Genomic DNA, 16,707 nt, shown 5'->3' with positions numbered 1-16,707 from the left:
TCCAGCGTTTCGTCTACAATTTTTAAAATTGAAAGGCTAATCCTGTTTTCAATAACTTTACTTATCTTTTCTTTTATATATTTTTCGTTAATTTTGATTTCTCCCATTCAACTTGCCTTGTCTTTATAGTTTACCTTATGGACAGATGGCAAATAAAATAAGTTCTTCGGCAACCTACATAAATGATTTTATAAAAAAGAAATTATTGCCGCCAAGAGATGCGGTAATTGATAAAATCTCAAAAGCTTTAAATGTTCAACCTGAATACTTTAAAGAGTGTGGAAACAGAAGATCGTCAGGAAAGCTGAATACACTTGATTTTAATAAAGACAATTATGATGTTCCACTCTCGCAAGAAGAAATCGGAGCAGATATTAGGAAAAATTCTTAGATTTTCAATTCTTAAATAAAAAGAAAAACGTTTGTGGACTACAAATTGCAGATCTATGTGCAACTTCTATCGGCAGAGCATATATTGGCAAAAACATAAAAGAAGATTATAGGATTATTGCACCTAAATTCAGAATAAGAAATGGAGATTATGAAGAAAAACATAATGCAATAATTTCTTTTTTGAAGCAAATAGTTGTGGATCCCGATAGTAGAAAAGTGCTTTTAGATTTTTATAAGCTTCCTTCAGGGCTACTCGCTGCTACCCGGAGTGGAGCCCGCGACCGGAATTGAACCGGTGACCTTTTCCTTACCAAGGAAACGCTCTACCAACTGAGCTACGTGGGCTTTAAAAAATTTTTTCCAACAGAAGATTTGGGAAATATATTCTCTATTAAATTTCTATAAGCAGTTTCACTGATTATTTGTTTTAAATAAAACAAGCCTGCAAACAAAATGGTGGAGGGAATAGGATTTGAACCTATGAAGGCGTCTGCCGGCAGATTTACAGTCTGCTCCCTTTGGCCACTCGGGCATCCCTCCACAATGGAGCTGGCGAGGGGACTTGAACCTCCAACCTGCTGATTACAAGTCAGCTGCTCTACCAATTGAGCTACACCAGCAAAACATTAAAAAATGCTTCCAATTCAAATTGCTTAAATATTATCTTAATCTGAGGATATATTGTCAAGGATAAATTCTTCCCCCTGTTTAATAGAAATCCTAAGAATCAAATCATTCTTTTTCGGCAATACAAACCGGTAAAGACAATAGCCTGAAAATTAGTTTTTAATTATATTTATTTGTACTATCTAAGCCTGGTGTTTACAGTTAACACTCATTCTCCAAGCTAAATATTATTAAATCTAAATTGCAAGACTATAAAACCTTATCTGTCTTTCATGCTATAATTTATCTTAAAAGCTTTTACTTTCAGCTAATATTAATAAATCCTCATCGGAGGGGATAAGATGAACAGATATGAAAAAATAAGGGAAAGCATAGTTGCAGGTTCTTTTTATTCAAATGATCCATACGTCCTGAGACTGCAGATAGAAGATTTTCTTAAAAATGCAAAAAATCATAATTTAAAAGATATTAAAGCCATCATCTGTCCTCATGCCGGTTATATTTATTCTGGTCAGGTGGCAGCATTTTCTTACAAGCAGATTGAGGACAAAAAATACGACAGTATTATAATAATCTCCCCTTCTCATTCAGAATATTTTGATTTCATATCTGTATATGACGGAGATGCTTACAACACACCTTTTGGAAAAATCAATATAGATAAAGAAAGATCCCGGCTTTTGGCAGATTATGATAAAAATATAAAGTTTTCGGAACACGGACACTATAATGAACACAGTGTAGAAGTCCAGCTACCATTTCTGCAATATATTTATAAAGATTTCAGATTTATTCCCGTTGTTATCGGAGCCCAGAACAAGAAAAATATCGAGTGCATCGGGAAAGCGGTAGGGGATATTTTTGCAAACCAGAACATTCTTATAATAGCTTCCACAGATCTTTCACATTACCATCAGTATGGAGAAGCACTGGCACTGGATAAAGAGGTTGAAAAACTTGTTTCCGAGTTTGATATAGACAATCTGGAAAATGAATTTTTAAAAAATAATATTGAGATGTGTGGTGGCGGACCTGTAATAGCTGCAATGATGGCTGCAAAAAAAATGGGAGCGAACAAAGCTGTTATTCTTAAATATCAGAATTCAGGAGATGTCTCCGGAGAAAAACAGGCGGTAGTTGGCTATCTCTCCGCTGCTATTTTTACTGAAAAAACAAGCCGGCTTTCAGATAATCCCGGTGAAAAATCCCGGAATGAGAATGAATCCGAAAATACGGCAGACGAAAATGATTTAACAAGCATGGAGCTGAACGACAGCCGGAAGAAACTTCTTCTGGAAATTGCAAGAAAATCACTGGTCTCTTCGGTGCTAAAAACAAATGTCTCATATCCGGATGTCTCCGATTCCGTTCTTAATGAAAAATGCGGTGCTTTCGTGACTCTTTCAATATCAGGAAATTTAAGGGGATGCATAGGCAATATAAGAGCTTCAGCGCCATTATGGGAAACAGTCAGAAAGATGGCAAGAGAAGCCGCTTTGAGTGATCCAAGATTTTATCCGGTAAGCAAAAATGAAATTGATGATATTGAAATAGAGATATCTGTTTTATCACCATTTATCCTGATAAACGATACAAGCCAGATTGAGGTTGGCAGACATGGTCTTTTCATAAAAAAAGGTTTTCATCAGGGTCTTCTTCTGCCTCAGGTTGCAGCGGACTATAACTGGGACACGGTGGAATTTCTTGGACAAACATGCAGAAAAGCCGGTCTTCCAGAATTATGCTGGAAAGAAAAAAACTGCGAGATATATATTTTTTCAGCAACGGTATTCAGTGAAGAGCAATTCGGCAGATAGAAATATGTTATGTATTTTATGCTTTTGCACTATCATAGCTATTAACCGTTTTTCAATATTTGCTCACTCTTATTGTAGGTTCAAGGTTTGAGTCCTGACTTGGGAGTTAAACTGAAAGCACTGCTAGTCATCTATTGGTGCTTTTTGTTTGACTGGAAGCACATAGGCTTTGTATAGGTTTTGGAATATTTATGATTTGGCTTTCTGCCGAAATGTTTGTCAGGCGCTACTGACATGCCAGCTCAATTGAAGATATCGCAAATCTTTTTCACATAAGTAAACACAACGTATCGGTTCGTCTTTACCGAATTCGGAAAAACTTAAAGAAATATTTGATTAAGGAAGGGGTGTTCCTATGAAAAAAGAAAAGATTTCTGAAATCATCAGCACAATTGATGAGAAATATATAGATGAAGCAACCATATATACCGTTGACAAGGTTCATGATGAGCACGCCTCGCATGAAATAACGGCGGAAAAACAAACACGCAGGATCAGATGGAACATTGTGGCAGCTTGTTTGGCGTTGTTCATTGTTATTGGGTCGACAGCTGTTGCCTTGGCTGTTGAGGTGAAAGAATACAATGCGGCGGTAACCTTTTTTGAATCAAATGGCCTATCCACAGATGGCCTGAGCCGTTCAGATGTTAAAGCTGTCTACCGGGACATTACGACTCAGCGTTTTACCTACGGAAAGACAGCCGAGGTGATTCAGCAAGCGATACCCGGATTGGAGATTCAACAGGACGAGCCCACCCCTGAAGAGCTGGCCGCGCTGTGGGATAGAAACGTCTGGATGAACTCGCTGCCTCAAACCGGAATCAGCTACCGTACAGATTATCGATACAAGATGAATGAAGAATCAGAAACTGAAGTATTTGACAAAAGCATACTGGAATGCTTCCGGGACGGTAAATTGCTTTGGACTGTGGATTTCACGGATACCTATATTGAAGACAGTGCCTATACTGCCGACGGTACGGCTGTATGGGGTTGGAGCAAAGTTTTGTCGTACGGCTGGTTCGCTCGAGTAGACGATGAAGGAACGGTGATGTGGACGCGTCTTCTCAATCACGGTTTTAGTAATGAATATATTGCGGCTGTGTTGAGTAACGGTGACGACACTTGGGCTGTTATCAGCCGAGGCGACCTTAAGTGTCTTTGTCTCAGTTGCTACGACATGGACGGGAATGAATTGAGTTTCAAAAAGACCGACGTGGGAAACCTGGGTGTCTGGAACGCCGCTCGTCTGGGCGATGGTTACATCGTACAGGTCGGAAACCGGCTATCTCGCGATACAGCACTGCTATTTAAGCTGGATCGCGAAGGCAACGTACTCGAAAGCTTTACTTATGAAGGCGACGACTGCGAATACTATCTCACTGATATGGTGGAGTTCGGAGGGCAGGTATATTTGTCCTCATACGCTGTTCCTAAGCAGACTGACGAGGGCGGACGACACGAAATTGCCGGTGTTCTAGATTTTGTGTTTTCAAAGGAGAATAGCGGGTGGGATATTTCAAGCGAGGAACTCACGCCGGTCGTACGCGATAACTATACAGCGGTTCTGCTCCTATGTGACCCGTTAGATGGAACGACGAAGACATTTTATTCCGTGAAAGGCTCATTGGGCGGCAAGTTGTCCGTCAATGATGCAGGACAATTGGCATGGGATGTAGAGAGTATCACATCGACCTTCTCCTCTCCCGCCACCAGCTCATTTACAATTGGTGGGACCTGCAAAGTGTTCCGTTATAACTTCAATGCAGCAGGTAATTTAACTCAGCAGGTTGACACAGGAGAAACAGTTCCGTATCGAAGATAATAAAGGTCGAGTGCCCTTAAACTGTCTGGATCATCTGCGGGTATAATACACGGATGTGACTTGATTTACATAGGCTACTCCTGTTTGTCTAACGCAATCCGTGTTCAATTGAGCATGCACACGGTTATCTCCGATTGTTGCACACCCCTAGAGCTATCTCGTGTGATTGTATTGCAACAGCGGTTCAGTCCCATTTTATTGCTGATGGTATAAGCAGCTTATAGTCAAAATAAAATCCTGCCGCAAAAAGGACAAAAAAAGAATTTACAGGATTATCGCCTCTTTTTTCTTTCTCTTCTTCTTTGTCATCCGACTTTTTATTGAAAAGATAAGACATTGCTTTTATTTTTCCTGCTTTTTTAAATCGCTTGCTTTAAAAACATTATAAAGTATGTCATACCTTTCAGCTTCATCCGTCAGCCTTGGCTGGCAGTAGTCTTCAAGCATCGTAGTGATTATAACTGTATTAATGTGTCTGCCTTTATAAAATATGTGCTTTGTTATCATTCCCTGCCTGACTTCAGTATTATACATCTGGTCAAAAAAAAGATTTCCGAGGCCATAAAATATAAGGCTTTTATTATAAAACTCTATTGCCTGGGGATGATGAGCCTGACTGCCGCTAATTATATCGGCACCTGCATCCGCCATTCTTCTGAAATCTGTAATCTGGCCTGCAGAAGGAGCATAATCATAAATTTCCTGGTGGGCAAAAGTAAATATAACTATATAGCCATCTTTTTTTAATTCGGTTATTATTTCTTCATAATCATCATAATTGGGAGGAGCTGCTCCGGCTTTATCTTCCGTTGCCCAGTAAGACTGAGGGCCGAACTGATTGCATCCCAGAAATGCAATTTTATTGCCATTTACTTCAAATTTGGCCGGTTTGTAGGATTCCTGAAGATTTCTTCCTCCTGCAAAAAACTGCCATCCTTCTTTTTCATATATTTCAAGCGTAAACACCATCCATTTCGGGCCATAATCATTCATATGATTGCCCGTAAGTTCCACAACATCCGTACCTACAAATCGAAGAAGCTCAATATATTTCGGGTCGCTGCTGAATACAATCTTGTCCTCCTTGTCGCGCGGATTACCTTCGACAAAGGTTATTTCATTGCTTATATGCGTTATATCAGCACTTTTTAAAGTTTCTGCAATTTTTTCTCCCGGATAAGTAACTCCTTTCTGTTCCATTCTGGAAGCCGTTCCCCTTACAAGCGCCGTGCATCCTGTCATCATCAAAGTAGTTAAATTACCCTCTTCTTTATTGGTGATTGATTCATAATCAATATTATCTGATATATTTTTCAAATCATTATCTTCGTTCCCGTCTGCTGTTATTTCAAGTTCCAGTGGATAATCCCCGGAGCTATCTTCTTTTTTATCAAAAACCGAAAGAGAATCAATTTCAAATACCTTGAATTCTTTTTCAATATTTTCAAACGGGATTATTGAGAAAGTATTTTTGCTGTTTGACAGAATTTTAGAAATTTCTTTCCGGTCTGAAACTATCTTAAGATTGCTGCCTTTAAATTCCCCGAATACTTTTACAAGTATTTTGTAGACACTGTCATCAAGTATCATTTCCGGATTTTCAGATGAATCAGTAATTTCCAAAACAGCGGGAGCTTCACCATTCCAGAACTTTAAAAAATCATCAAAAATTATATTATCGTTACAATTATAGAACCCGCTTACAAAAGCAAGAACATAGTTGCCTATTTTATTTACGGTTTTTTCTTTATAACTGTTAAAATCAATTCTGCAGAAAGCTTCTTCTGCTTCATCTTTATTTTTTATTTGCCTGACCTTAACTTCTTCCGATTTTGCAGAGGCTTTGACAATATTATCAGAAATCAGGAAGCATATTTCATCCGGAATCAGCTCGGATATATAATAGCTTATTTCCTTTATGTCATTTTCGGAATCGCTCTTTTTATTTTCCGGCAGTTCCGGATTTTCTTTTGTATTATCCTGTGAACCGTTATCTTCATTTAAATCATCCAGTGATTCATTTTTCACTGATTTACCATCTGATCTCCTTACGCCGTCAAGAATGGTTTTTACCTGCTGGCAGGATATTAGCGAGAATATAGTAAAAAATACCAGGATAATCATTAATATGAATTTTTTTGATAATTGTTTTTTCATATACTGTTCGGGCTACCCGGGCCTGGCCCCTGTCCTTTTCAAATTCCTTTATCAATAATTTCCGATATTCTGACTTTAAGATTTTATGCTTTTATTATATATGATCTTTAAAAAGTCCTCTCTTTCTGAATCATCCATAAGTCTTGGCTGACAATAATCTTCGATTAAGGTCGGAATTATCTGAGTACTTATATGTTTGTTATCATAAAATATATGCTTTGCAATAAATCCCTGTCTTGTGCCGAGGGACTGCATCTGGTCAAAAAAGAGATTTCCAAGGCCATAACAAATCAGGCCTTTGCTGTCTAATTCAAGTCCCATCGGATGATGCGCCTGGCTTCCGCTTACAATATCGGCTCCGGCATCTCTCATAACCCTGAAATCATCAATCTGATAGGCAAGAGGGGAGTACTGGTATGCTTCTTCATACTGAAAAGTAAATATCACATTATATCCTGCATCCTTCAGTCTGTTTATCTCCGCAATATAAAAAAGATCGTCAGGGGGAGCTGAGCCTGCCTGTGTTTCTGTAGCCCAGTCATAAGAGGGGCCGAAATAGTTAAACCCAAGAAAAGCTATTTTGTTGCCATTTATTTCAAATAAAGCCGGACGCTTTGACTGGTTGAGGTTCATGCCTCCTCCGAAATACTTCCATCCTTCTTCATCATACATCTTTATAGTAGTTTCAAGATGCCTGGAACTATAATCATTCAAATGGTTGCCGGTAAGCTCCACTATATCTGTGCCGACAAATCTTAGAAGCTCTATATATTCCGGTTTGCTGCAGAATACTGTTCCGCTTTGGCCGGCATTACAGTTTTCTTTAAATGATATTTCATTGCTTATATGAGTTATATCGGCATCTTTCAGCGTCTCGGCTATTTTTTCTGCAGGATACAAAATCCCTTTTTTGTCCATTCTGTTTGCAACCCCTCTCACAAGAGCGGTGACACCGGTCATATTAACAGTAGCAAGCTTTTCCGGATCCATATTTGAGTAATAATCTTCTTCAAAATCTTCCTTAAGCTTTAGGGCATGGTCTTCTTTTTCACAATTAAAACTTACTGAAAAAGATAATGGATAATCAGAGTAAGAGAATTCTTTGCTGAAAATTGATTTTCCGTTAACGTTTAAAACCTTTAAATCCTTTTCAAGATTGTCAAAAGCAATAAGAGCGATGGCTTCGGTATTTTGTGATATTTCATTTACAATATCCCATGTGTCAGCAAAAACTACATTTTCATTAACGATTTCACCATAAAACTTCTTAAAAATATTTCCTATATCATTAGAAATATATAACTTTGCTTCATCGGATGTATTTAAGTCCCGATTTTTCCCGTTCTTCTGGTTTTCTGTATTATTATCTGTATTGTCTTTATTATTATCTGCATCGTCTTTATTATTATCTGTATCGTCTGAACCGGTTAGCAGGCCTTCAATTTCTTCAAATTCAATATTATCCCTTGATGAAAAAAAATTGCTTACTGCGCATAAAACAATATAATTATTCAGGCTTTCATCATTTTTTGCGATATCAGCAATTATCTCTGCTTGTTTCCGCCCGCCTCCTGATACAGGAGAAGTTTCTTCAGGTTTGGTTTCCTCATCTATAAAAATAACTTCTCCGAATAATTCTCTTGCCTTGTGCTTTAATACGGCGGAAATGAACTCCGGGATAAATCTGCTTAATCTTACAACTATTACTTCTTTTTCCGGTTCCACAGTATCGTCTGCCCCGGATCCTCCTTTTCCGTCATCAGACAGTATTCCATCAGGTGTCCGGATCCCCTGTGTCTCTTCCGCATTTTCTTTCCCGATTCCCGACACTCCCGCATAGCTGCAGGAAAAACCGGATATGATTGTTATTGCCAGAAGGATTATCCCTATTTTTGACAAAAGCGAAACTTTGAATGGGGTATGTGTTTTCTTAAATTTATTTACCATTTAAGTATTCCCGAAGATTATTTTAATTTGTTTTTTTAATGATTTTAACTATTTTTAAAATCAAATATCATTATATTAATATTTTTATATTCAAATTAAAACTTTAAGTTATCAATTTATTATAATAGATGGGATAGCCGGTATTTTTTATAATTAACAATTTATAAAAAATAATGTTATAATTTTTATCTGTCCTTTCAAGTTTTTAATTTTGCTTGTTGTGTTTTAATATTTTATTATTAGCCCTGAGATTATATACCAAGTTTAAGATAAGGTGAAAAAATGTTCTCAAAAAAAAATGTTGATTCTATGACAAACAATAACAAGACTCTCACTATTATAGGTGAAGGCGTGGTTATAAACGGAAGTCTCTTTTCTCCCGGCGTAACAAGGATAGATGGAAAAGTAGTTGGTGAAATTACTGCTGAAAAAGAACTGATAATAGGAAAAGAAGGAGAGGTTGAAGCAAGAATCAAAACCAAAGATGCTACCATTGCCGGTAGTTTTAAAGGCAATATGATTGCATCCGGAGAAGTTGAAATAACATCAACAGGAAAATTTACCGGTAATCTTACTCAGAAAGATGCAATGTTTACAATTGAAAAAGGTGGGGTATTCAAAGGTGAAAGTGCTATTTCTGAAGATCAGAAGATATTTGAAATAAAACAGCAGGAAGAAAATAAGACTCCTTTGTCTGAAAATACCGGCACGTCTTTTACCCAGCAAAAACCACAGGACAAAATACCGGAAAACCATCTTAAAAGCAATCTCCTGATGTAATAAACCTCTGCCGATGCCGGATATATCTGCACTTTCGGAAGTCATATAAGGCTTATTTGCCCGTATATTGCAAGCATCTCCTCTTTTACAGCCAGAAGACCGAATATCCCTTCCCTGTCTTTCATCCGGTTAACAGCCTCTTCCAGATCTGTCTTGCTTTTTACCGAATTGGCAAATGCTGTGGCAGCTGCATCTGCAATAACAGCATTTCTTGCTACAACCAATGCAATATCGCATCTGCCAAGACTTAATGAGTGTCCGAACGTTCCGGAAGAAGAGGCAATACCGCATGGCAACAGTTTTTTGTCAATTTTTAATTTTAACCCGTTTTTGAAATAATTATTTTTTAAGAATACGGATAATACAATATCTTTATTGCTTTTAACAAAAACATCGCCGCCATTTTCAATTATCAGGTATCTGGTATCTTTCTGTATATCTCTGCTTATGAATTCGCACAGAGAGCCTGCAACCGCTGCCATGGGGCCTACATTAAAAATCCTTGAAGCTTCATTCATTTCGGCAAGAAGCCGGTTGCTGCAGGAAGCGTTTTTCAGAGGTACAAGTGATTTTTCAAAATCAGGGTTTTCTTTTATTTCTTTCTCAATAATATTATAGAAATCAATTATCTTCCCGGGAATAAAAGATGAAATATCCCTGCTGCTTGAAATAAAAAGATCTGAATATTTATATGAGACTTTCCAGGCAAATTCTGCTTTTCTTGCTACACGAATCCTGTAAATATCTCTGTTGGTATAAAGTTTATTGGCAAAAATCTTTTCTATAAATAAATTATTATTTTCTTCCAAGACTGCTGTAATAAAGAAAAACCAAAAAAATAATAATAAAATAAATAACTGTTGTAACGCTTATTATTGCCCAGATTATTCCGCCGGGAACACATGAAAGCTGAGACCGGAAAATATATCTGGAAAGGATAAGTACAGGCACCAGAAATACCGTTGCCACTATGCTTAAAATAAGAGGATTTTTTATTCTCGGACTTAATGCCATTTTCCCACTCGGCTGATTTTTAAATAATAAAAAGCTTTAATAAATGCCTTTTAACAAAACCCTGTTCACCCTATTAAAAATATTAGGGACCGGCACGCATCACTATCCTTATTAATTAAAGCGATCCGGTGATTACATTAAAATTATTTTCCTGATTATTTATAATTCCAGAGTATCTTCTTCTTTTTCTTCCTGAGCTTCGTATTCAGATTCAGCAGTTTCCTCACCTATATTGTCAGAATAGTCTGTTGAACTTTCATGTGTTTCTTTCAGCTCATTTTTTTTTTCACCATTTGTAGAAATTCTTACAACATTACCGCTGAAAATTCCACCCTTTTCAATGATAAGCGAATCAGTTTTTATGTTGCCGTTTACTTTTCCTGATTCAGTTATCTGAACAGTTCCGGTCGCTTCCATATTGCCTTCATATACACCTGTAACAATTGCATCTATTGTTTTTACATCAGCATTAACATATCCTGACTGTTGTATTTTCATCTGCCCGTCTATAACAAGCTCTCCATGCACTTCACAGTCGATCTCTATTGATTTGGAAATAATCAGTTTTCCTTCAATTTTTGCCGAATCTCCCCTGATGGTAAGAAGCGTTTTTGATTGCTCTGATCCCTCATAATCATTTTCTGATCCGAGATCAATAGCTGAAAAAGCATTGCCACCTAAACTCATGAATCCTCCCTGTTTTTACATTTTTAAGCTTAATATATATTTTATATTATTTTTAGATTATATAAAATATATAATCTGTTATAAAAATTTTTTTAAAAAAATAATAAAAACTTTAGTAATTTATCAGATCCAGCACAATACTATCTATTTCGTCAAACAGGTTGAGCAGACTCTTTGCGGCAGCGCTGCCCGGATACATTTTAAAAACAGGTTGTTTCCCCAAAAAAATCGAACTTTGATATTGTGCCAAAAACTTTATTTTCTCCCTGAAAACCCTGGTTTCTTTTCCGAAATTTGCCTCAATCTTTTTTGAAATGTCCCATGCAAGTTTCTTTCTGGATTCAAATGCATTTATTATCACACCGGAAATACTTACATTGGTACCATATTTTCTGTTTAGATTATTTATTATTCTTTTTATATAATCGATATCAACAAGCGAATAAGGCTCGGGTTTCAGAACAGTCAGGATATTCTCGGCATAGATAAGAGCAGTGTTTGACAGAAGAGAAAAACTGGGCTGGCAGTCTATAAGAACATAGTCAAACTCCCAGGGTTTTATCACTTTATCCAGCATGTCTTTCAAAAGGAGATTTCTTTCCATGGATTTCAGCATAACACCTTTTTCAAAAGATTTTTTTACAAGAAGATCCGTCAGGTATTCGTCTATCACGGAAATATTATTGGAAGTCGGAAGAATTGTTAAATTTTTTCCTATTTTTATAGTGTAGTCTTCAAGAAGAATGCTTCTGCCTTTTATAAAATTAAGCAGCATCGATTCAAGATTATTGCCCTCATCATTTTTATAATCCCCGCCGAATGAATAAACCAGGTTTACCTGAGGATCAAAGTCAAGCATCAAAACTCTTTTGTTTTTATTATCTGCAAGATAATAACCGTAGTTAAAACAAATAGTTGTTTTGCCGGTTCCGCCTTTTGTGTAAAAGAATGCAATTTTTTTCATAAAGTCCAGAAAACCAATGTTTTTATATAAAAATTCATTGCAATTAACTCTAAGCAACTGCTGATAAAATAATATAATAATACCAGGGAAAAATCTATAAACATTAAAACCCAATATTCATTATTGACTAAAAGTATCTTTAAATATTAATAATTATGATTTAATATTAGATATTAAATAATTTTATGAATTTTTATTTGAAGAAATGCCAAAAACCATTGAAGAAATAAACGAAAAAATTAAAAGCGGCAGTGTAGTCGTTTTAACTGCAGAAGAAATAATTGATTATGTCCGGGAAAACGGCATAAAAAAAACCGCAAAGGATGTTGACGTTGTTACAACAGCGACATTCGGCCCGATGTGCTCATCAGGAGCTTTTATTAATTTCGGCCATTCTGACCCTCCTATAAAAATGACAAAAGTATGGCTCAACGATGTTCCGGCTTACGCAGGTATCGCAGCAGTTGATGCATATATCGGAGCGACAGAATTATCTGAAAGCAAGGGAATGGCTTATGGAGGAGCGCATGTCATAGAGGAGCTTATCTCAGGCAAAAATATAAGACTCAGATCTACAGCTTATGGAACGGACTGTTACCCGAGAAAAGAAATAGATACTTATATAAATAAAAGCACGATAAACCAGGCATACCTGTTTAATCCGAGAAATGCTTATCAGAATTATTCTGTTGCAACAAATTCATCGGGAAAAATAATTTATACTTATATGGGAAAACTTCTGCCTCGTTTCGGGAATGTCACATATTCAAGTGCCGGGCAGTTAAGTCCGCTGATAAATGATCCTTATTACAGAACCATAGGAATAGGAACAAAGATTTTTCTCGGTGGCGCAACAGGCTTTGTGGCATGGCAGGGAACCCAGCACAATCCTGAAGTAGAAAGGCTTTCTAACGGAGTGCCTGTAGGCGGAGCCGGGACACTTGCTCTTATAGGTGATTTAAAGAACATGAATCCACGTTTCATAAAAGCCGCCATATTCACCGGATACGGAGTTACAATGTTTGTAGGAGTCGGAATCCCGATACCTGTAATCGATGAAGAGATGGTTGAATATCTCAAAGTCAGAGATGAAGATATTTATGCAAGCGTATCGGATTACTCTGTCCAGAGAAGGAGCAAACCGACATTTGGAAAAGTAAATTACAGACAGTTAAGGGAAGGCAAAGTAACAATAAACAAAAAAGAAGTGCCGACAGGCTCTATTTCAAGTTATTCAAAAGCAAAAGAAATTTCCTTTCTTTTAAAAAAATGGATAAAAGATAATAATTTCCTTTTAACTTCTCCTGTTTCCCGGATTCCCACATCCGGCACCACCAAGCCTTTGAATATTGTAAATGAGGAGGGAGTCTGATGACAGCTGAAAAACTGATCCTCAATTTTCCAAAAAACGTTGTCACAAAACCAATAGTGTATCATGTCGTCAAGGACTTTGATCTTGAATTCAATATACTCAGAGCAGAAATAACCCCGAACCTTGAAGGAAAAATGCTTCTTGAAATAAGGGGGGAAAAGGACAAAATCGAAGAGTGCAAAAATTTCTTTAAGAAAGAAGGAGTCCAGATAAGAGAAGCAACCCAGGAGATAATACTTGATAAAGAACTGTGTGTTAATTGCGGGGTGTGTATTTCTCTTTGTTTCAGCAATGCGCTTTCGATAAATAAAGATACTTTTGAAATTGAATTCAATAAAAATAAATGTGTTTTATGCGGCATCTGCCTTAACGGATGTCCTGTTAATGCCCTGAAATCCAAAATATAAAAGAGGCCTTAAACCCTAAAGAGCCGGAGTTTAAAACCTCTTTTTTTATTTTCTTATATAGATGACACTGTCTTATAAACTGATTTTATCCTGTTTTTTTACTCCAGTTCTTCAAACTGGTCTTTTTCAGCACCGCACTCGGGACAAACCCAGTCTCCGGGAAGATCTGAAAATTTTGTAACCGGTTCTATTCCATTATCCGTATCAGCTATCTCAGGATCATAAATATATCCGCAAACAATACATTCATATTTTTTCATTTATTGCATATCTCCTATCTGATTTTTTGTTTTCTGATTATTTGTTTTCCCAGTACTCTTCAGCTTCCTCTTCCATTTTATCCAGACGTATGTAGTAATCAGGAAATTCATTTAAATGGGCAAGAGCAATTTTCCCTGTCAGCAAAGGATCATCATTGGTTACATTGGTTTTCGGATCTTCGGTTCCATGTTCAAGTTCCACATCCATGCCTCTCCTGAATTGCTCGACATCCCACTTTTTCCAATCTATTCCGAGCTTTTCACCGATTTCCTTTGCCTGCTCATAAGTAAAAACTTTTTTTTCGCTCATTTTCCCCCCTTTATTTTATTTTTTCCAATACAGAAACTTGATCTTGCTATTATGACTTTTAATAGAAAATCATTAATATTATAACTAAGGAAATATTATAGCTAAAGAAGCAGGATTTTTAAAACTATATTTAAATTAAAAGCTGCATACTGCAATTCCGAAAATCCCTGATTTAAAAAAATCCGGGTCATTGCCTTACCATAAATTCAACAACATCTCCTTCTTTTATTATATAGTCAGCTCCCTCAAATCTTACCTTTCCCCGGGATCTTGCCTCTGTCCAGCCGCCTATTCTTACATAATCATCATATGAAATTACCGCAGCCTTTATAAAATTCTTTTTAAAATCAGAATGTATTACACCTGCTGCTTCACGTGCTTTCGTTCCTTTTTCAATAGTCCATGCCCTTGTTTCATCCTCCCCCGTAGTTAAAAAAGAAATCAGCCCCAGGGTGCTGTAAGCAGTTTTTATCAGCCTGTCAAGACCTGGTTCCTCCAGCCCATACTGTTTCAGATATTCCTGCTGGTCTTCAGGTGAAAGCAGTGCCAGCTCGGACTCCAGTTTTGCGCACAAGACAATAAGAGGCTGTAATTTCATATCATTAGCCAGACTATCTTTTTTAACAAGCTGTTCTTCTCCTATGTTTGCAACATAAATAATAGGTTTATCCGTAAGCAGACATAATTTTTTTGTTTCATTTTTGTGTTCTTCTTTTAATTCAACGTCTATCGCCATTTTCCCTTTTTCAAGTTCTGACTTTAAAATACATACCGCTTCCCACATTATGCCATCTTCCTTTGAAGCCCTTCCTTTTGGAGCTTCTCTTTTTTCAAGAGTCTGAAGATCCGCCATTATAAGTTCGGTGTTAATAAGTTCAGCATCTTTTTCGGGATTTAAATCAGTTTCAGCATGTGCAACACTTTTGTCTTCAAAAAGCCTTACTACATGGCATATTGCATTTACTTCCCTTATGTTTGCAAGAAACTGGTTGCCAAGTCCTTCACCTTTGGATGCGCCTCTTACAAGTCCTGCTATATCCACAAATTCAACCGCGGCCGGTACAATTTTCTTAACACTTATCATCTCCGCCAGAACCTTCAGTCTTTCATCCGGAACTTCAACAACGCCTTTATTCGGGGCAATTGTGCAAAAAGGATAATTTGAAGCATCTGCTATCTGCTTTTTCAATAATGCATTAAACAAAGTCGATTTTCCGACATTCGGAAGTCCGACTATTCCCATGGATAGTCCCATTTATTCTCCTCATATATAATTCCTGTTGAAATATTTTATAAACCTTATATTTGTAAAAGTAAAAATATTTTTTCTTATTTTAACTTTTTAAAATTTATTTATATAGAGATTAAACACAGTTAAAATCCGTCTGCATTTCAGATTATTGGTTTCAGATTATTGGTTTAAAATCAAAATTGGATTAAAATTTTAGTCATTGGTTTATTTTTTAACAACAATCTCTGACTCGGCGCTATGTTGCCTGGCAATCCGACAGGTATTAAATTTTATGAAATGGATTTTAAGAAGCTGAAAAGCACAGTATCAAGAAACGGAAAAGTGCTTATAAGGCCTCTTAAGAGGAGCGATCTTTATCAGCTGATAAAATGGCTTAAAAATCCGGAGATAAATAAGTTTCTCTCATCTGATTTCTCAGACCTTGATTCAGAAAAGGAAGAAAGATGGTTCAGAGAAATGTCTTTATCTGTAAATGATTTTGTTTTTGCAATAGAAACAAGACAGGAAAAAAAATATATAGGGAACTGCGGACTTCACAAAATAAACTGGGGCGAAAAAAAAGCAGATTTCGGAATTGCCATAGGTGATAAAAATTACTGGGGAAAAGGATATGGCAGAGATGCAATAGGAGCAGCCATAAAATTTGCTTTTAAAAAACTAGGGCTTGAAAAGATTGCCTTATCAGTTTACGAATATAATAAAAGAGCAATAAAATCATATACAAAATGCGGTTTCAAAAAAAAGGAGATATTAAAAAAAGACCATCTTTATAATAATATTTACTGGGATACCATAATAATGGAAATAAAAGTTGAATGACTCTTATACATTTTTTATTGTTTTTAGGTTAAAATGTAGTTCTGAGTTCTCAAAATTATGAAGCAATAAATATAAA

17 protein-coding genes and 3 tRNA genes are annotated in these 16,707 nt (G+C 36.5%); 7 read left to right on the top strand and 13 right to left on the bottom strand.

From position 1 onward, the window contains the following. Positions 1–145 precede the first annotated feature (145 nt). The gene (locus GXZ93_03955; protein HHT78932.1) at positions 146–391 is read left to right on the top strand and encodes a hypothetical protein; all 246 of its coding nucleotides are present in this window, start codon (positions 146–148) and stop codon (positions 389–391) included. Between the two features lie 271 nt (positions 392–662). Here GXZ93_03955 and GXZ93_03950 read toward each other — a convergent pair. From GXZ93_03950 to GXZ93_03940, 3 genes are all read right to left on the bottom strand, one after another. Further along, positions 663–738, bottom strand: a tRNA-Thr gene (locus GXZ93_03950). Positions 739–847: 109 nt separating this feature from the next. Continuing rightward, positions 848–933 (bottom strand) — tRNA-Tyr (locus GXZ93_03945). A gap of 4 nt (positions 934–937) precedes the next feature. Beyond that, positions 938–1,013 (bottom strand) — tRNA-Thr (locus GXZ93_03940). A 348-nt stretch (positions 1,014–1,361) separates the two neighbouring features. Here GXZ93_03940 and amrB point away from each other — a divergent pair. Both amrB and GXZ93_03930 read left to right on the top strand, forming a co-directional pair. Further along, positions 1,362–2,837 carry an AmmeMemoRadiSam system protein B gene (gene amrB, locus GXZ93_03935; protein ID HHT78931.1) on the top strand — a complete coding sequence of 492 codons (1,476 nt, stop codon included), beginning with the start codon at positions 1,362–1,364 and terminating at the stop codon, positions 2,835–2,837. A gap of 355 nt (positions 2,838–3,192) precedes the next feature. Beyond that, on the top strand, positions 3,193–4,662 hold the full coding sequence (locus GXZ93_03930) for a hypothetical protein (protein HHT78930.1): 1,470 nt from the start codon (positions 3,193–3,195) through the stop codon (positions 4,660–4,662). Positions 4,663–4,846: 184 nt separating this feature from the next. On the opposite strand, the gene GXZ93_03925 is transcribed toward GXZ93_03930, so the two are convergent. The 3 genes from GXZ93_03925 to GXZ93_03915 all read right to left on the bottom strand — a co-directional run bounded on the left by GXZ93_03925 (position 4,847) and on the right by GXZ93_03915 (position 8,766). After that, positions 4,847–4,999, bottom strand: a complete 153-nt coding sequence (locus tag GXZ93_03925; GenBank protein ID HHT78929.1) for a hypothetical protein — start codon at positions 4,997–4,999, stop codon at positions 4,847–4,849. A gap of 5 nt (positions 5,000–5,004) precedes the next feature. Continuing rightward, positions 5,005–6,819 carry a CapA family protein gene (locus tag GXZ93_03920; GenBank protein HHT78928.1) on the bottom strand — a complete coding sequence of 605 codons (1,815 nt, stop codon included), beginning with the start codon at positions 6,817–6,819 and terminating at the stop codon, positions 5,005–5,007. A gap of 75 nt (positions 6,820–6,894) precedes the next feature. Next, on the bottom strand, positions 6,895–8,766 hold the full coding sequence (locus tag GXZ93_03915) for a CapA family protein (GenBank protein ID HHT78927.1): 1,872 nt from the start codon (positions 8,764–8,766) through the stop codon (positions 6,895–6,897). A gap of 282 nt (positions 8,767–9,048) precedes the next feature. Between GXZ93_03915 and GXZ93_03910 the strand changes: the two genes are divergently transcribed. Next, on the top strand, positions 9,049–9,546 hold the full coding sequence (locus GXZ93_03910; GenBank protein ID HHT78926.1) for a polymer-forming cytoskeletal protein: 498 nt from the start codon (positions 9,049–9,051) through the stop codon (positions 9,544–9,546). Between the two features lie 41 nt (positions 9,547–9,587). Here the strand turns inward: GXZ93_03910 and GXZ93_03905 are convergent, their stop codons facing one another. The 4 genes from GXZ93_03905 to GXZ93_03890 all read right to left on the bottom strand — a co-directional run bounded on the left by GXZ93_03905 (position 9,588) and on the right by GXZ93_03890 (position 12,211). Next, positions 9,588–10,355: a UPF0280 family protein gene (locus GXZ93_03905; GenBank protein HHT78925.1), complete on the bottom strand. Its 768-nt coding sequence runs from the start codon at positions 10,353–10,355 to the stop codon at positions 9,588–9,590. Further along, complete coding sequence (locus tag GXZ93_03900) at positions 10,342–10,560, bottom strand: DUF2207 domain-containing protein (GenBank protein HHT78924.1); 219 nt, start codon at positions 10,558–10,560, stop codon at positions 10,342–10,344. The genes GXZ93_03905 and GXZ93_03900 overlap by 14 nt, the downstream gene beginning before the upstream one ends. Before the next feature lie 159 nt (positions 10,561–10,719). Then, positions 10,720–11,247 carry a polymer-forming cytoskeletal protein gene (locus GXZ93_03895; GenBank protein ID HHT78923.1) on the bottom strand — a complete coding sequence of 176 codons (528 nt, stop codon included), beginning with the start codon at positions 11,245–11,247 and terminating at the stop codon, positions 10,720–10,722. 112 nt (positions 11,248–11,359) lie between these two features. Next, entirely contained in the window at positions 11,360–12,211 is an 852-nt protein-coding gene (locus tag GXZ93_03890) for a ParA family protein (GenBank protein HHT78922.1), read from the bottom strand. A gap of 205 nt (positions 12,212–12,416) precedes the next feature. Between GXZ93_03890 and GXZ93_03885 the strand changes: the two genes are divergently transcribed. Continuing rightward, a complete protein-coding gene (locus GXZ93_03885) occupies positions 12,417–13,583 on the top strand; it encodes a hypothetical protein (GenBank protein HHT78921.1) in 1,167 nt (388 codons plus the stop codon). After that, positions 13,583–13,990, top strand: a complete 408-nt coding sequence (locus GXZ93_03880) for a 4Fe-4S binding protein (protein ID HHT78920.1) — start codon at positions 13,583–13,585, stop codon at positions 13,988–13,990. Before GXZ93_03885 ends, GXZ93_03880 begins: the two co-directional genes overlap by 1 nt. 98 nt (positions 13,991–14,088) lie before the next feature. Here the strand turns inward: GXZ93_03880 and GXZ93_03875 are convergent, their stop codons facing one another. The 3 genes from GXZ93_03875 to ychF form a co-directional block, all read right to left on the bottom strand. Next, positions 14,089–14,250 carry a rubredoxin gene (locus tag GXZ93_03875; GenBank protein ID HHT78919.1) on the bottom strand — a complete coding sequence of 54 codons (162 nt, stop codon included), beginning with the start codon at positions 14,248–14,250 and terminating at the stop codon, positions 14,089–14,091. A gap of 37 nt (positions 14,251–14,287) precedes the next feature. Then, positions 14,288–14,560 carry a hypothetical protein gene (locus GXZ93_03870; GenBank protein HHT78918.1) on the bottom strand — a complete coding sequence of 91 codons (273 nt, stop codon included), beginning with the start codon at positions 14,558–14,560 and terminating at the stop codon, positions 14,288–14,290. 187 nt (positions 14,561–14,747) lie between these two features. Then, on the bottom strand, positions 14,748–15,815 hold the full coding sequence (gene ychF, locus GXZ93_03865; protein HHT78917.1) for a redox-regulated ATPase YchF: 1,068 nt from the start codon (positions 15,813–15,815) through the stop codon (positions 14,748–14,750). 237 nt (positions 15,816–16,052) lie between these two features. Between ychF and GXZ93_03860 the strand changes: the two genes are divergently transcribed. Further along, positions 16,053–16,631: a GNAT family N-acetyltransferase gene (locus GXZ93_03860; protein ID HHT78916.1), complete on the top strand. Its 579-nt coding sequence runs from the start codon at positions 16,053–16,055 to the stop codon at positions 16,629–16,631. Positions 16,632–16,707 lie beyond the last annotated feature (76 nt).

Source organism: Actinomycetota bacterium (genome assembly GCA_012837825.1).
Taxonomy (GTDB): domain Bacteria; phylum Actinomycetota; class Humimicrobiia; order Humimicrobiales; family Humimicrobiaceae; genus Humimicrobium.
Note: the sequence above shows the minus strand (reverse complement) of the source record. Positions and strands in the feature narration are given on the sequence as shown.

Coding starts and splice junctions, on each gene's coding strand:
- GXZ93_03955 (HHT78932.1), top strand. CDS start 146: ATGGCAAATAAAATAAGTTCTTCGGCAACCTACATAAATGATTTTATA.
- amrB (HHT78931.1), top strand. CDS start 1,362: ATGAACAGATATGAAAAAATAAGGGAAAGCATAGTTGCAGGTTCTTTT.
- GXZ93_03930 (HHT78930.1), top strand. CDS start 3,193: ATGAAAAAAGAAAAGATTTCTGAAATCATCAGCACAATTGATGAGAAA.
- GXZ93_03925 (HHT78929.1), bottom strand. CDS start 4,999: ATGTCTTATCTTTTCAATAAAAAGTCGGATGACAAAGAAGAAGAGAAA.
- GXZ93_03920 (HHT78928.1), bottom strand. CDS start 6,819: ATGAAAAAACAATTATCAAAAAAATTCATATTAATGATTATCCTGGTA.
- GXZ93_03915 (HHT78927.1), bottom strand. CDS start 8,766: ATGGTAAATAAATTTAAGAAAACACATACCCCATTCAAAGTTTCGCTT.
- GXZ93_03910 (HHT78926.1), top strand. CDS start 9,049: ATGTTCTCAAAAAAAAATGTTGATTCTATGACAAACAATAACAAGACT.
- GXZ93_03900 (HHT78924.1), bottom strand. CDS start 10,560: ATGGCATTAAGTCCGAGAATAAAAAATCCTCTTATTTTAAGCATAGTG.
- GXZ93_03895 (HHT78923.1), bottom strand. CDS start 11,247: ATGAGTTTAGGTGGCAATGCTTTTTCAGCTATTGATCTCGGATCAGAA.
- GXZ93_03890 (HHT78922.1), bottom strand. CDS start 12,211: ATGAAAAAAATTGCATTCTTTTACACAAAAGGCGGAACCGGCAAAACA.
- GXZ93_03885 (HHT78921.1), top strand. CDS start 12,417: ATGCCAAAAACCATTGAAGAAATAAACGAAAAAATTAAAAGCGGCAGT.
- GXZ93_03880 (HHT78920.1), top strand. CDS start 13,583: ATGACAGCTGAAAAACTGATCCTCAATTTTCCAAAAAACGTTGTCACA.
- GXZ93_03875 (HHT78919.1), bottom strand. CDS start 14,250: ATGAAAAAATATGAATGTATTGTTTGCGGATATATTTATGATCCTGAG.
- GXZ93_03870 (HHT78918.1), bottom strand. CDS start 14,560: ATGAGCGAAAAAAAAGTTTTTACTTATGAGCAGGCAAAGGAAATCGGT.
- ychF (HHT78917.1), bottom strand. CDS start 15,815: ATGGGACTATCCATGGGAATAGTCGGACTTCCGAATGTCGGAAAATCG.